Source organism: Saccharomonospora xinjiangensis XJ-54, from assembly GCF_000258175.1.
Taxonomy (GTDB): Bacteria; Actinomycetota; Actinomycetes; order Mycobacteriales; family Pseudonocardiaceae; genus Saccharomonospora; species Saccharomonospora xinjiangensis.
The window spans coordinates 2,238,945-2,252,708 of sequence record NZ_JH636049.1 but is presented as its reverse complement, the minus strand read 5'-3'; the positions used below and the strand labels follow the sequence as shown (position 1 = coordinate 2,252,708).

14 protein-coding genes are annotated in these 13,764 nt (G+C 68.6%); 7 read left to right on the top strand and 7 right to left on the bottom strand.

Features of this window, described 5'->3' with window-relative positions; genetic code table 11:
* Window positions 1-216: 216 nt before the first annotated feature.
* Window positions 217-858, top strand: a complete 642-nt coding sequence (locus SACXIDRAFT_RS09810; RefSeq protein ID WP_006238400.1) for a hypothetical protein — start codon at window positions 217-219, stop codon at window positions 856-858.
* A 48-nt stretch (window positions 859-906) separates the two neighbouring features.
* Window positions 907-1,569 carry an SDR family oxidoreductase gene (locus SACXIDRAFT_RS09805; protein ID WP_006238399.1) on the top strand — a complete coding sequence of 221 codons (663 nt, stop codon included), beginning with the start codon at window positions 907-909 and terminating at the stop codon, window positions 1,567-1,569.
* A 4-nt stretch (window positions 1,570-1,573) separates the two neighbouring features.
* On the opposite strand, the gene SACXIDRAFT_RS09800 is transcribed toward SACXIDRAFT_RS09805, so the two are convergent.
* Complete coding sequence (locus SACXIDRAFT_RS09800) at window positions 1,574-2,887, bottom strand: D-arabinono-1,4-lactone oxidase (protein WP_006238398.1); 1,314 nt, start codon at window positions 2,885-2,887, stop codon at window positions 1,574-1,576.
* 87 nt (window positions 2,888-2,974) lie between these two features.
* Between SACXIDRAFT_RS09800 and SACXIDRAFT_RS09795 the strand changes: the two genes are divergently transcribed.
* Both SACXIDRAFT_RS09795 and SACXIDRAFT_RS09790 read left to right on the top strand, forming a co-directional pair.
* The gene (locus SACXIDRAFT_RS09795) at window positions 2,975-4,153 is read left to right on the top strand and encodes an amino acid deaminase/aldolase (protein ID WP_006238397.1); all 1,179 of its coding nucleotides are present in this window, start codon (window positions 2,975-2,977) and stop codon (window positions 4,151-4,153) included.
* Window positions 4,154-4,221: 68 nt separating this feature from the next.
* Complete coding sequence (locus tag SACXIDRAFT_RS09790; protein ID WP_006238396.1) at window positions 4,222-4,794, top strand: dihydrofolate reductase family protein; 573 nt, start codon at window positions 4,222-4,224, stop codon at window positions 4,792-4,794.
* Between the two features lie 3 nt (window positions 4,795-4,797).
* Here the strand turns inward: SACXIDRAFT_RS09790 and SACXIDRAFT_RS09785 are convergent, their stop codons facing one another.
* The 3 genes from SACXIDRAFT_RS09785 to SACXIDRAFT_RS09775 all read right to left on the bottom strand — a co-directional run bounded on the left by SACXIDRAFT_RS09785 (window position 4,798) and on the right by SACXIDRAFT_RS09775 (window position 6,659).
* Window positions 4,798-5,436, bottom strand: coding sequence for a TetR/AcrR family transcriptional regulator (locus SACXIDRAFT_RS09785; RefSeq protein ID WP_006238395.1), 639 nt, complete (start codon window positions 5,434-5,436; stop codon window positions 4,798-4,800).
* A 361-nt stretch (window positions 5,437-5,797) separates the two neighbouring features.
* A complete protein-coding gene (locus SACXIDRAFT_RS09780) occupies window positions 5,798-6,223 on the bottom strand; it encodes a hypothetical protein (protein ID WP_006238394.1) in 426 nt (141 codons plus the stop codon).
* 7 nt (window positions 6,224-6,230) lie between these two features.
* Entirely contained in the window at window positions 6,231-6,659 is a 429-nt protein-coding gene (locus SACXIDRAFT_RS09775) for a hypothetical protein (RefSeq protein ID WP_006238393.1), read from the bottom strand.
* Window positions 6,660-6,863: 204 nt separating this feature from the next.
* Between SACXIDRAFT_RS09775 and SACXIDRAFT_RS09770 the strand changes: the two genes are divergently transcribed.
* Both SACXIDRAFT_RS09770 and SACXIDRAFT_RS09765 read left to right on the top strand, forming a co-directional pair.
* Window positions 6,864-8,234, top strand: a complete 1,371-nt coding sequence (locus SACXIDRAFT_RS09770; RefSeq protein ID WP_006238392.1) for a helix-turn-helix transcriptional regulator — start codon at window positions 6,864-6,866, stop codon at window positions 8,232-8,234.
* A 26-nt stretch (window positions 8,235-8,260) separates the two neighbouring features.
* On the top strand, window positions 8,261-9,148 hold the full coding sequence (locus SACXIDRAFT_RS09765; RefSeq protein ID WP_006238391.1) for a phosphotransferase enzyme family protein: 888 nt from the start codon (window positions 8,261-8,263) through the stop codon (window positions 9,146-9,148).
* Window positions 9,149-9,322: 174 nt separating this feature from the next.
* Here the strand turns inward: SACXIDRAFT_RS09765 and SACXIDRAFT_RS09760 are convergent, their stop codons facing one another.
* The gene (locus SACXIDRAFT_RS09760; RefSeq protein ID WP_006238390.1) at window positions 9,323-10,360 is read right to left on the bottom strand and encodes a CopD family protein; all 1,038 of its coding nucleotides are present in this window, start codon (window positions 10,358-10,360) and stop codon (window positions 9,323-9,325) included.
* A gap of 153 nt (window positions 10,361-10,513) precedes the next feature.
* On the opposite strand from SACXIDRAFT_RS09760, the gene SACXIDRAFT_RS09755 reads away from it, so the two are divergent.
* On the top strand, window positions 10,514-12,280 hold the full coding sequence (locus SACXIDRAFT_RS09755) for a BCCT family transporter (protein ID WP_006238389.1): 1,767 nt from the start codon (window positions 10,514-10,516) through the stop codon (window positions 12,278-12,280).
* A 119-nt stretch (window positions 12,281-12,399) separates the two neighbouring features.
* Here the strand turns inward: SACXIDRAFT_RS09755 and SACXIDRAFT_RS09750 are convergent, their stop codons facing one another.
* Window positions 12,400-12,978 carry a copper resistance CopC family protein gene (locus SACXIDRAFT_RS09750; protein ID WP_006238388.1) on the bottom strand — a complete coding sequence of 193 codons (579 nt, stop codon included), beginning with the start codon at window positions 12,976-12,978 and terminating at the stop codon, window positions 12,400-12,402.
* Window positions 12,979-13,206: 228 nt separating this feature from the next.
* Window positions 13,207-13,734 carry a hypothetical protein gene (locus SACXIDRAFT_RS09745; RefSeq protein WP_006238387.1) on the bottom strand — a complete coding sequence of 176 codons (528 nt, stop codon included), beginning with the start codon at window positions 13,732-13,734 and terminating at the stop codon, window positions 13,207-13,209.
* Window positions 13,735-13,764 lie beyond the last annotated feature (30 nt).

Here is a 13,764-nt window from a genome sequence, read left to right as displayed (position 1 = left end):
CATCCGACCGCTCGGCCGCACATCACCCATACGGCCGCACCGCTCGACCGAAGTCGCCGAACCGCCCACCGACCGATCACCGACCGTTGGGCGCCGCCGATCGCAGGTGTGGGCTGTGAGCGCAGACGCGGCCCGTTTGCGCTGGTACTCAAGTCACGTGCCGTTTTCGACACGGCACCGCGTCACACACAGGCGGACATCAGGGAGGCGGACTTCGTGGCGGTACCACCCGGGCAGACCGCGACAACGAGTGGATCGAACGGCGTTCGGTCGATCTCCGGTCGTGTCGGCCCCACTCTCGAACTACCCGCCGACCCCGCCGACCTGGCGAAGCGGTCCGCTCCGCTGCTCGGCTGGCAGGGGACCGTGCTCCCGCAGACGACGCTGTTCGGACGGCGTGTCTTCGTGGTGGCGAGGCTGCGGCCGGAAGTGCACGCCGAGCGCATCGCGACGGGCCTCCGTCCCGTCACCGACAGGGCCACCGTGGCCACCTGGACCTGGCCCGAGTTCTCCAAAGTCGCGCCCATGCCTGCCGTTCACATCGCCGGTGTGCTCGCCGTGGCACGACACTGGCGGACCGGCATGGCGGCCACGGTGCCGTTCGCGCGCTACGGCGAGGCCGCGATGGTGCTGCCCACCTCGGCCACCGTGAGCCATGACTACGTGGACAACTGCCTGCCGAGGGCCAGGATGTACGGCCTCGGCATCGTGGCGGCGGACGAGAACGCGAAGGTGGACCTCGACCTCAACTGTGCCGACGAGCGTCTCGAACTCGGCGACGACGAGGTGTGGCGCTGGGTTCACGAGGTCGCCTACGAGCGGCTGCTCGCCTGCGAGGCCGCGGGTTCGATCGCCTGAACCCGCTCCCGCTGCGACGGGTTCCGCGCAAGGGCTAGCCTCGGTGCCATGCGAGTCGTCATCGCCGGAGGACACGGCAAGATCGCGTTGCGTCTCGAGCACCTGCTCGCCGCGAACGGCGACGCGGCCGTCGGCATCATCCGCGATCCGGGGCAGGCCGGTGATCTACGGGAGCGCAGTGCTGAGCCGGTGGCCCTCGATCTGGAGAGCGCGACCGTCGATGAGGTCGCGGAGGTGCTCGCCGGTGCCGACGCGGCCGTCTTCGCCGCGGGCGCGGGACCGGGTAGCGGTGTGACGCGCAAGGAGACGGTGGACAAGGCGGCGGCGGTGCTGTTCGCGGAGGCCGCCGAACGCGCGGGGGTTCGCCGGTTCGTGCAGATCAGCTCGATGGGTGCGGGCGACGAGATCGACGCCGAAGCCGAGGCCCGACTCGGTGAGGTGTTCGCGGCCTACCTGCGGGCCAAGGGCGCCGCTGAGCGGGACCTTCGAGACCGCGACCTCGACTGGACCATCCTGCGCCCAGGTCGTCTCACCGACGAGCCCGGCACCGGCCTTGTGCACCTCGCGAACTCGGTGCCGAGGTCGGACGTTCCGAGGGACGACGTCGCCGAGGTCGTGCGCCTTCTGGTCGCCGACACCACCACCTACGGCCGCACGCTGGAGCTGACGTCCGGCAACACGCCCGTGGCCGAGGCGCTGGAACGGCTCTGAGCGCTCAGCCCACGGGGCCGAGAACGCGGTCGAGGTAGGCGTTGGCGAAAACGCCGTGCGGATCGAGTCCGGCCCTCACCCGCCGGAAGTCGTCGAATCTCGGGTAGAGGTCACGCAGCCTTTCGGCGTCGAGGGCGTGCATCTTTCCCCAGTGCGGCCGTCCGCCCACGGCGTCGGCGATCTCGGCGAATCCGGCGAAGTACTCCTCGTACGGCATGCCGACGTACTGGTGGACGGCGATGTACGCCGAGTCCCTTCCGTATGCGGTGGACAGCCAGACATCGTCGGCGGCCGCGACCCTGACCTCCACGGGGAAGGCCACGGGATGCCGCAGCCGGGTGACCAGTGCCCGTAGTTCATCGAGCACGTCGAGTGCCGACTCGCGGGGCACGGCGTACTCCGACTCCACGAACCGCACCGCCCGGTTGGTGGCGAACACCCGGTGGGACGTGTCGCTGTAGTGGCGGGTGGACAGCACAGAGGAGGCGAGCGCTCCGAGCGAGGGGACGAGCCGCGGCACGGCCCTGCCGAGGCGGCAGAGACCACCGAACGCCGCGTTCTCCATGACGGTGTAGTCGAGGAACTGCCGCGCCGCCGACAGCGGGCGAGCCCGCGTACCGGTCGGCCGTCGCGTGTTGCGCTTGACCAGCGCGTTGCGGCCGTAGGGGAACCAGTAGAACTCGAAGTGGTCCTCGGTGTCGGCGAGTTCGTGGAAGTCGGCAAGCACGCGGTCGATGGGCTGTGGCCCCTCCAGCGCCTCCAACACGAAGCTCGGCTCGCAGCGCAGCGTCACGGAGGTGATGACACCGAGCGCTCCGAGCCCGACGCGAGCGGCGTCGAAAAGGGATGGGTGTTCGTCCGGCGAACAGCGGACGACGGACCCGTCAGCCGTGACCAGTTCGAGTGCTGCCACCTGCGTCGCGAGTCCTCCGAAGGCGGCTCCGGTCCCGTGGGTTCCCGTGGAGATCGCACCCGCGATCGTCTGCGCGTCGATGTCGCCCAGGTTGGTCAGCGCGAGGCCGAGGACGTCGAGTGCCGCGTTGAGATCGCGCAGCGTGGTGCCCGCTCTCACGGTGACGAGCCCGGCCTCGGCGTCGGCCGAGACCACGCCGGTGAGGCTGCCGAGGTCGAGCGCATCGCAACCGCGATCGGTCGCGGCGATGGGGCTGAAGGAGTGGCCGCTGCCGATGGGCCGCACCCGGCTACCGCGCTCGGCCACGTCGGCGACGACCGCACGAACCTCGTCGGTGTCGGCGGGGCGATGGACCCGGCGGGGCCGTGCGTGTGCGGTTCCCGCCCAATTCGTCCACGGTGTCACCTGGACCTCCCTCACGTTGCCGACACGTTAGGTGAACAACATTCGCGTTTTCAAGACTCCTGTCGTACCGTTCGGCGGGTGAACTCCATGTCCGCGACCCAGTACGACCGGGCGACCCGCGATCTCGATCCGCCGCTCGCCGTGGTGGATCTCGACGCCTTCGACGCCAACGCCGACGACCTCGCACGACGTGCCGGGGGGCTGCCCATTCGCGTCGCGAGCAAATCGGTGCGCTGTCGCGCGCTGCTTTCGCGGGTGCTGGCTCGGCCGGGCTTCTCGGGACTGCTCTGCTACACGCTCGCAGAGGCGTTGTGGCTGTTCGGTGAGGGAACGAGCGACGACATCGTGGTGGGATACCCCACCGTGGACCGGGCGGCACTGCGTGCGCTCGCCGCCGACGAGTCCGCCCGCGGGGCGATCACGGTGATGGTCGATTCGCCCGCACAACTTGACCTCATCGACGCGGCTCTCGGCCCCGGCCATCCCGAACTCCGGGTGTGCCTCGAATTCGACGCGTCGTGGCGGCCTTTGCCCGGCCTGCACATCGGTACTCGCAGGTCGCCGGTGTTCTCGCCCGCGCAGGCAGCCCAGCTCGCAAGGCACATCACCGACCGGCCGGGCTTCCGGCTTGCCGGGGTGATGGGTTATGAGGGGCAGATCTCCGGGTTGCAGGACGACGACACCGGGTTGCGGGGCGCCGCGGTGCGCTGGATGCAGCGGCACTCGGCCGCCGAGCTGGCACGGCGTCGGCCCGCAGTGGTGGACGCCGTGCGGGCGGTGGCGGAGCTGGAATTCGTCAATGGCGGTGGCACAGGCAGCCTGGAGTTCACCCGTACGGACGGTTCCGTCACCGAGGTCGCAGCAGGCTCCGGACTGCTGGGGCCCACACTGTTCGCTCGGTACCGGCACTTCTCACCTCGACCTGCCGCACTGTTCGCCCTGTCCGTCGTGCGCAGACCGAGCCGGAGAATCGCCACACTCGCCGCAGGCGGATACACCGCGTCGGGGCAGGCCGAAGCGTCGCGGCTGCCCTCGCCTTACCTGCCGCCCGGACTGCGGCTGCTCACGCTGGAGGGCGCCGGTGAGGTGCAGACGCCCGTCACCGGACGTGCCGCGCGACGGCTCGTGCCCGGCGACCGGGTGTGGTTCCGGCACGCGAAGGCAGGCGAGCTGGCCGAGCATTTCCCCCGGTACCACCTCGTGTCGGGCGACCGGATCGTCCGTACGGTGCCGACCTATCGTGGCGAGGGTCACTTCTTCGGCTGAGCCGATGAGTTCGGCTCCATGGGGTTGTCGATCCGGGTGAACACCGATTCCCGAGGAGGACAGGACTCATGGCCGCTGCACGCAAGCTCAAGCTGTGGATGCAGGTTTCGCTCGACGGCTACGTCGCGGGGCCGAACGGCGAGTTCGACTGGACCACATACGAGAGGGAGTTGAACACCTTCGCCGTCGAGCAGGCCGCAGGCATGGGAGCCATGCTCTACGGGCGCAAGGTCTACGAGGGCATGGCCGCATACTGGCCCGACCCTCGCCGGTACCCGGGAGCCACCGAACTCGATCTGCGGTTCTCCGAGATCTGGAAGCCCATGCCCAAGTACGTGTTCTCGACGACGCTGTGCGAGGCGGACTGGAACACCACGGTGGTCTCCGAGGACGTCGCAGGCGCGGTCGCCGAACTGAAGGGGCAGCAGGGCGGGGATCTGGTGCTCTTCGGCGGATCGGACATCGTGTCCACGTTCGTCCGCGAGAACCTGATCGACGAGTACTGGTTGTTCGTGCACCCCGTCGTGCTCGGGGGAGGCACTCCGCTGTTCCCGTCGCTCGACAAGCGGCTCGACATGGAACTCGTCGAGTCGAGGGTCTTCGACTCCGCGGTGAACCACTTGCGCTACCGGATCAGGTGACGATCACTCGCCGAACCTCTCCGCGAGGTAGCACTTGATCATCGTTTTGGCCTCGTCGATGACGGTGGGGTCGCCGTGGGGGTCGAGGCGGAAGGCGTGGTCGAGCAGCCCGTCCGCCGCCTCGACGGCGATGGAGATGGGCAGCACGATCTCCTCTTTCGACAGTCGCACCTGAGCGCTGATCAACTCCGCGAGCGCATCGACGATCACGCGGTTGTTGGTGCGGCGTTCGTCGAGCAGTTGCGGATCGACCACATCGCCGAAATGCACCTTGGAAAACCCTGGAGCTTCGCGGTGCATGACGAGGTAGATGTCCAGAAGCGAATCGACGATGTCCCACCAGTTGCTGGCATCGAGAGTTTCGAGCCGCTCGTTGACGGCCGTCACGAAGCGTTCGAGATTGCGCTGTGTCAAAGCCTGCACGACCGCACGCTTGTCGGGGAAGAACTGGTAGAGCGAACCGACTGCCACCCCGGCCCGCTTGGCGATGAGGGTGGTCGTCAACCCCTCGTAGCCGACCTCGTCGAGCAGTTCGGCACTCGCGTCGAGCATTCGCTCGACCCGCTTCGCACTGCGCTGCTGAACGGGCTGCCTGCGAAGTGGTGTGGTCTCGGCCTGTGTCACCGTGCGATTCTCGGACACGTCGTGCTCCTTGCTGTGCAGGCCAGCGACTTTATCGTGTCCGGAATGGCGTTCACCGTCGAGTGAATGCCTTGCGCGGTAGAGGAAGTAGGACGTATATGGGGCCGCGGGCCGGTGCCGGTCGGGGGGAGGGGGGAGTGCATCGGCACCGGCCCGCGGAGTATCGGGGCCGCACCACGGGCGGGGAACTCGCGGTGTGTGATGTGGAGTTGTCGCGATCGGCGGAGGCGGGCAGCTCAGCCTGCGGTGCCGATCGTGGGGGAACCGGCGGCCGAGTTCGTCACGCTCGGGGGTACGTACGACCCGGCCGCCGGCGCCGGTGTCCGCCGTAGGGCGGAGATTCGGGGGAAGGAAGCTCGCGTCACCGGCCGGTACCTCCCGTGAGGGCGTGCCTGCCGGTCGGAGAGGCAGCCGACCGCCTCGCCGAGGTCTGGTCGGGAACGGAGGAGCCCGTCGCGGCCGTGCCTGCCGTCCTGCGCAGGCGCCGCACCCGGCGGGAGTCCTGGAAGTGGGCGAGACCACCGGCGACAAGGTGGTCGTGAGCCACCTGCCACACGGAACACGGCGCCTTGCACCGGTGCCAGCGGGTGGAGCAGGTCGGGCAGTCGCCCCGTTCGTCGGGTTCGTGAGCCGAGAGCATCACGCGCCAGCCCTGCGTGAGCCGGGGCAGCTCGGAGCGCGCGGCCGAAAGCAACGCGGGGGAGTCGGCCTCGTGGGCGAGGTCGGCGAGCATGTCGAGTCGTTCCCACACCGCGTTGCGCAGCACCTGCCCGAGTATCTGGTCCACTTGGCCCTCACCGTCGCCTTCGCGCCAACTCGGCGGCTTCGTTCAGTGCGTTCTGGAGTTGCCCGAGCTGGCCGAGCGACAATCGTGCCGTCTCACCTGGCGGTCCGACGAGGATCACCTCGCCGTCTTCCACGTGCACCGTGACGCACCGTTCACGGTTGATCAGGTCACCGCACTGCACGCGCCAGACCACCTTGCCGCCTTCGTGACGTCGTCCCGAGTCGAGGTAGGGCTGAGTTGTCCTGCTCGGCGGCGTGATGGCCCGGCGCGTGAGTTCTTCGGAGCCGGCAGGACGGGCGGACATCGTGTCGGTCCCAGCAGTTCCTGCTGCGATCGAATGCACGCGCACCACGTCCTTCGCCGGTTCCCGCGTTCTCGGTTGCTTCTCTGCCGTGTGCTCGGAGGTGGTGACTGCGGACAGTGTCCGGTCGGCCACGTACCTCCTGTCCCTACCTTGCGGCCAAAAGGGTGGCGTGAGAACCCTCGGTGTGCCCACGAGCGGCGACCGGCTCAAGGGGAACGCCGAACGGTCGCGGGAGTTCGGCCCGACCGATCACAGCGCCGTTTCTCGCTTTCGCACGGTTGAATAGGCGTTGCTTACGCTGCACACGACGCCCGACGGGACTGTGGAGGGGCGGACATGAACGCCAACGAGGACGCGAAGCAGAGCCGCATCAATCCCCAGGTCTGGGAAGCCCGCGAAATGCGTGACGCACTGGCGAACCGCAACATCAGCGAGGTTTACCGGCAGCTGCGGATGCACGGCATCTCGCAACGTCAGATCGCCGCGATGACCGGTCAGTCACAGTCCGAGGTGTCGGAGATCCTCAAGGGCCGCCAGGTGATGGCCTATGACGTGCTCTCCCGCATCGCGAAGGGCCTCCGCATCCCGAGGGGATACATGGGTCTCGCCTACGACGAGGCCACGAGGAGCCAGGTCGTCGGCGACGGCGACGAGCAGCAAGCTGAGGAGGACGAGTCCGTGAAACGACGGAAGTTCCTCGCGCACGCCGCCCAGGTCACGATGGGGGCCGCCGTGTTCGGGCCCGCTTCGACGGCATGGGCGTCGAGCCCCGGGAGGACCCCGGCGCCGGGGCGCATCGGGATGACCGACGTTCGCCAGGTGGAGGCTGCGACCAGAGCATTGAGAGCGCTGGACTACCAGTACGGCGGCGGTTTCTGCCGCGATGCCGTGGTGGCGCAGCTCTCCTGGGGGCAGCAGATGCTCCAGGCCAGCGGTTCGGAGAAGGTCAAGTCGCGGCTGTACGTCGCGCTGGCAGACCTGCACAGCCTGGCGGGCTGGACCTCGTTCGACATCGACCTCGTCGATTCGGCGCGCAACCACTTCGCGCAGGCGCTCGAACTCGCGAAGGAGGGCGACAACCACCCTCTCGTCGCCAACATCCTGTACCGCATGGGCAGGGTCTACCTGCACCAGGACGCGCCGAACGACGCACTGAAGTTGTTCCAGCTCGGACAGCTCGCCGCGCAGGAGTCCGGTTCGGAGCTGGCGGTCGCCGTGCTCTGCGCCAACGAGGCGTGGGCGTACGCGATGATGGGCAACGCCGACCAGGCGATGAAGCTGCTCGGCAGGACGAGGGACGAGTTCCAGCGCGCGGACCTCGCCAACGCCGAGTCGTGGGTGCGGTTCTTCGACGAGACGGACGTTCACGCGATGATCGGTACGGTCCACACGACACTCGCGCAGCACGCCGATCCTTCACACACGCGCTACGCCATTCCCGCGCTGCGCAGGGCCACCGACGCGTATGGCGAGGACATGGCGCGCAGCAAGACGTTCAGCCTCAGCATGCTGGCCACCAACCACATGCTGGAGGGCGACATCGACCACGGCGCCAAGATCGGCGGCAAGGCGCTGGACTGCGCGGAGGGACTCAAGTCGGCGCGGGTCAAGAAGCGGATGGAACCGCTACGGCAGGAAGCGTTGCGGCGCAGCAATAACAGCGACGCACGTGAGCTCGCCGAGCGGATGACCGAGTTCTTCGCCTGAGCGACGGCACCGCGGGCAGGACGTCGTTGGACGGCCGGTTCACCAGGGCGAAACTGGACGAGGTCCTTCGGCGAACCTGTGTCCTGCTCGGGCTGGACCACCGCGATGCGACGTTGCTGCGATTCACCAACAACGCCGTGTACTCCCTCGCCGGTGACCCCGTTGTCGTTCGCATCGTCGGATCGCGGGCTTTGCGGCACAGGGCGGGCAAGGTTGTGCTGGTGGCGGAACATCTCGCCGCGCACGGGGTTCCCGCCGTCCGGCTTTTCGGCGAGGTGAACCAGCCGCTGAGGGTGGGCGAGCACGCCGTGACGGTGTGGCATCGGGTGCGGTCGGCGGGCAGGGCCGCGACACCGGCGGAACTCGCCACCCTGCTGAAGGCCGTTCACGGGTTGCCGCCGCCCGAAGGGCTGCCCGAATGGGCGCCGCTGGACGACGTGAGGGCGAGGGTGTCCGACGCCGAGGAGCTGTCGGAGGAGGACCGGCGGTTCTTGTTGCAGCGGTGTGCGTTCGTGGAGAAACAGCTGGCGGCGCTGGAGTTCGAGCTGCCCATCTCACTGGTGCACGGCGATGCCCATCCGGGCAACGTCATCGTCGGCGACGACGGTCCCGTGCTGTGCGACTTCGACTCTTCCTGTGTCGGGCCCGCGGAGTGGGATCTGATTCCGCTCGCCGTGGGGCACGAACGGTTCAGGGACCCGCCGCACCGGTACGCGCAGCTTTCGCGTCACTACGGTTTCGACGTCACGGCGTGGGCCGGTTTTCCCGTGCTGCGGGCGGTGCGCGAGCTGAAGCTCACCACAAGTGTGCTCCCGATCGCGCGCAGCCATCCAGCCGTGCGGGAGGAACTGGCGCGCAGGCTCGCGGATCTGCGGGACGGCCGAAGCCGCACCCGCTGGTTTCGGTACCGCTGAACGGCGGCATTCGGCCTTTTCCGGCCTCGTGCGGGCACATTCGCCGACAGTTGGGGGCCGTTCGTCGCTTCGACCGGACACGGGTGTGTAGGCGTGGACGAGCAGGAAGTTCGGCGGGACCGAAGCCCGTCCAGGCTCGGCGGCGCCCGTTGGAGCCCATTTGTGTAGCGCGCGTCACACCAGAGGAGTGCGGGAGAGGACCGCGGCGAACCCGAAGGCGAGCCCCATGATCGCGAGTTCCACAACGGCGAACGTGACGAGAGCTGTGCGCCGGTGGCGGACGACGCCGGGCATCAGTTTCCACCTCAGGTAGCCGCCGAGCGCTGCGACGGCGGCCAGAGCCACCACTTTGGCGAGAAGCAGTTGCCCGTATGCCGTTGTGACAAGGCCGGGCCACAACCGCACGGTGGGATGCTGCACGAACTCGGCGATTCCGTTCAGCAGGCCGGTGGCAGCAGCCACACCGAGGCAGATCGTGGCGAGGCGGGAGAAGCGAGGCAGGACGACCGCCAGCAGGCCACGATGGCGTGCCACGAGTGCCACCGTGACCGCCAGCCCGCCTGTCCAGGCCACGACGCTGACGATGTGCAGTTCGACAAGCACCATCGCGTACTCCGCCAGGTGCGAGTCGCCTGCGTGGCCCGTGACCGGCAGTGGAAGCAGGGCGAACAGTCCGCAGCCGACGACGAGTTCGGGCGGCACTCTCGGGCCGAGCCGGATGGCTGCGAGGCCGATCAATGCCTGCGACAGCGCGAAACCGGCCACGACGAGCAGCGCCTTACCCGCGGCGACCGTGCTGACGTAGGAGGTGAGGTCGGCGAACGAGAGCGCCGTGTCGGCAGGCCGGTACTCGGCGGCCTGCAACACGAGGCTCGCCAGCGCCGCGGCCGCCCACACCAGCGCGGAGGCCACGACGCCGAGCCTGGCCTTCGCGAACACCGGCGCAGAGGAGGCGGGTGTGCGCCCACCTGCGAGGAGCGGGAGGAGAGCGAAGCCGGTGGCGAAGACGGCGGCGAGATCGATTGCGACCCTGGCGATCGGCAACCCGACGCGCACAGCCGTACCGACGTGAGCGATCCCCGCCACCGGGGTCGTGGCCGTGAGCGCGAGCCCGACGAGAACCCCTGCCGACGCGGCCGTCACCACGGCGACCAGCGGACCGAGGTGCGGGGGTGACGTGGACGACGTGGGCGGTGTGGCCTGCCTGCTCACGGTGGAAGCCTACGCACGGAACAGCCCGGTGTCTCGAAGCCTCGTCCGGCATCGGTCTCTGCGGGCCCTACGTGACGGGCGGCCTGATTAGCGGGCACGCGAGCGGGCACCCGAGCGGGCAACGCCGGTCGGAAAGCACGGAGGCGGCTGCGTATGGGCGAGAAGCCTGAGGAAACCGGCGAGGTGAGGCGAAACGACTCCCGGGGAACCGGTCCGGACGGCCCGGCCGATGCGGTCGAACACGGGCCGAGGGGTTCCACCGAAGCAGCGGCCGAGCCTGCCCCGCAGACCACGGCCGCCTCGAACCGCCCGGCGAGGACCGACCGCGTGGTCTTCGGCGTGGCTGCCGCGATCGCGCTCGCCGTCGTTGCCTGGGGCATCGCGTCGCCGAGCAGCCTCGCCGGGGTCGCGGACACGATGCTCAACGGCGCCGTCATCCCGTACGGCGGGTGGGCGTTCGTGCTGACGGCGAGTGGCTTCGTGGTCTTCGCCGTGTGGGTGGCTGCCAGCAGGTACGGCCGCATCCCGCTGGGCAGGGACGACGAACAGCCGGAGTTCCGCACGGTGTCGTGGATCGCGATGATGTTCAGCGCGGGCATGGGCATCGGGCTGATGTTCTTCGGCGTCTACGAGCCGGTGGCACACCTGACCAGCCCGCCGCCGGGGACGGCCGCCCCGAACTCGGACGACGCCGTCCACCTCGCGATGGCGACGACGTTGTTCCACTGGACGCTGCATCCGTGGGCGATCTACGCGGTGGTGGGACTCGCCATCGCGTACAGCGCGTTCCGCAAGGGGCGGAGCCAGCTCGTCTCGGCGGTGTTCGAACCGTTGATCGGCAGGCGGGGAAGCCAGGGGCCGCTCGGCAAGGCGATCGACGTCATGGCCATCTTCGCCACACTGTTCGGCTCCGCGGCCTCGCTCGGGCTCGGCGCGTTGCAGGTCGGTGGAGGGCTCGCGTCGGTGGGGTGGACGGACAGCCCTGGCACAGGACTGCTGGTCGCGATCATCGCGGTGCTGACGGTGGCGTTCGTGGCCTCGGCCGTTTCGGGGATCGCGCGGGGTATCCAGTGGCTTTCGAACATCAACATGGTGCTCGCCGCCGTGCTGGCCGTTTTCGTGCTGGTGGTCGGACCGACGGTGCTCATCCTCAACCTGGTGCCGGGCTCCATCGGCGACTACTTCCGCGAGCTGCCCGCGATGTCGGGCCGCACCGGTGTCACCGGTGGGCAGGATATGCGTGACTGGCTGGCGAGCTGGACGGTCTTCTACTGGGCGTGGTGGATCTCGTGGACGCCGTTCGTCGGGATGTTCATCGCCCGCATCTCGCGTGGCCGCACGATCCGGGAGTTCGTCATCGGTGTGATCGCTGTGCCCAGCACCGTGAGCCTGGTGTGGTTCTCGATCTTCGGTGGTGCGGCCATGCGGGCTCAGCGGTCCGGGACCGACATCGCCGGTGCGGGCGGTGAGGAGGCGGCGACGTTCGCGCTCCTGGAGACACTGCCGCTGTTCGTGCCGGTCGCCATCGTCGTGATGGTCCTGGTATCGATCTTCTTCGTCTCCGGTGCCGACGCGGCGTCGGTGGTGATGGGCACGCTGTCACAACGGGGAACGGTGGGACCGCACCGCAAGGTCGTGATCTTCTGGGGGATCGTGATCGGTGCGGTGGCCGCCGTGATGCTGCTGGTCGGCGGTGACGACGCGCTGAACGGGCTTCAGAACCTGACGATCCTGGTCGCTGTGCCGTTCGTGCTGGTGATGATCGCGCTGTGCGTCTCGCTGTACAGGGACGTGCGGCGAGATCCACTGCTGGTCAGTGAGGAGGAAGTGCTGCGGTCACTGCGAAAGCTGCACGACGAGCGCAAGGCCGAACGTCTGAAGGAGCGCAAGCAAAGGCGAAAGCGGCATCAGCACGGTTAGGGCGTGCAGGCTGTGAGCGACCGAACACGATCCCGCAGGTCTTGGCCGTGCCCGGTCTTCGAGCACGGCCAAGACCGTGTGGGGTGGAAAGGTCGGTCAGCGTCCGCCGGAGTCAGTCCTTAAGAACGTCCCATCCGCAGCGCCACGGCGAGCCCTGCGACGAGCAGCACCGCTGCTCCCGCGAGCCAGACCCACACCGGCACGCCCGGTGAGTCCTCCTCACCTGCCGCGTCCTGCTGGGCCTGCCCGCCTTGTTCGGCCTCGGCCTTCTCACCGGCTCCCCGGTTCGCGGAGTCCGGCGCTGCGCTCGCCTGTCCCGGGCCGGGTTCGGTGAGGGTGAAGCGGATCTCGTCCGACACCGGGTGCCCGTCGGCGGAGAGCACACGGAAGCCGATGATGTACTCCCCTGCGGGGCCGAGTGGCCGCAGCGGTGCGGTGACGGTGTCGCCATCGACCTTGACGGTGCCCTTGGCCCACTGGTCGCCGTTCGGCCCCGTGACGGCCACCTCGTTGACGTCGGCGTCCTCGACCGGCTGGTCGAAGGTGAGTACGACCTCGGTGGGTGAGGTGTCGAGCGAGTCACCCTCGCCGGGGTTCGACGAGATGAGCGCGTTGTGTGCCGAAGCAGGCAGCGCGCCTGCGAACACCGTGAGCATCGTCACCGCGACGGTGACGATGAACGTGAGCAGCTTTCTCATGCCCTACCTGCCTTCCGGGCGTGCGGTGTGAAACCCGCTGGATCGCCGACGGCGGATCGTTTCCGCTTCGAGGCCGTCTCGGGTACGGCGGTACCGTCGGGCTGACTCTGTGTGTGTGGTGGCGCGAGCAGGCGCGCGGCTGCCGTCGCGCACTGCATCGCGCCATGGGCGATACATAGATTTATCGACAACTGGTTCTCTCCTGGTCCTTCGCCGAGTAGGGGCTGTTCAGGAGAGTGCGGGCGGGCCACGCCTCGGATGAGCGCGCCTGAGCTGGATCGAGTAGGCGAGGGTGCCTTCGACGTCGCGGACCACGGCTCGTCGCACGGGCCACGATCTGGCAGGTGTTCCCGCCGGGACGAGCAGTCGCCTCAGGAAGAAGAGCACGCTGACGGCGACGGCGAGCATCTCCTCGGCACGCGCGATCAGCAGTGCGGTGACGACGGTGGCACTCACGTGCCCCGCCAGCATGGCAGGCCCTCCCACCACGTGTCCCGACAGTTCGCCGAGGACGAGATGGGTGATCAGCTGCGCACCGCCGAGAACGAGTGCGATCCCGCCGAAACCCCTTGTCCGCTCCGCGATCGCGGTGGAGATCCAGCCGATGAGCACGGTGATCGCGACAGTGGTGAGCAGGTGCGGAAGGTGTCCACCGCCCACGGCGTGCGCCGTCGTGCTCAGCGTGGCGGAACAGCCTGCGAGCAGCACGCCACGCACCACACGCATGGCGTGGGCGGACCCGCCTCGGCTGCTCATGTGGCCAAGCCTATGGGATCGGAACATGAG

Coding starts and splice junctions, on each gene's coding strand:
- SACXIDRAFT_RS09805 (WP_006238399.1), top strand. CDS start 907: ATGCGAGTCGTCATCGCCGGAGGACACGGCAAGATCGCGTTGCGTCTC.
- SACXIDRAFT_RS09795 (WP_006238397.1), top strand. CDS start 2,975: ATGTCCGCGACCCAGTACGACCGGGCGACCCGCGATCTCGATCCGCCG.
- SACXIDRAFT_RS09790 (WP_006238396.1), top strand. CDS start 4,222: ATGGCCGCTGCACGCAAGCTCAAGCTGTGGATGCAGGTTTCGCTCGAC.
- SACXIDRAFT_RS09770 (WP_006238392.1), top strand. CDS start 6,864: ATGAACGCCAACGAGGACGCGAAGCAGAGCCGCATCAATCCCCAGGTC.
- SACXIDRAFT_RS09755 (WP_006238389.1), top strand. CDS start 10,514: ATGGGCGAGAAGCCTGAGGAAACCGGCGAGGTGAGGCGAAACGACTCC.
- SACXIDRAFT_RS09750 (WP_006238388.1), bottom strand. CDS start 12,978: ATGAGAAAGCTGCTCACGTTCATCGTCACCGTCGCGGTGACGATGCTC.
- SACXIDRAFT_RS09745 (WP_006238387.1), bottom strand. CDS start 13,734: ATGAGCAGCCGAGGCGGGTCCGCCCACGCCATGCGTGTGGTGCGTGGC.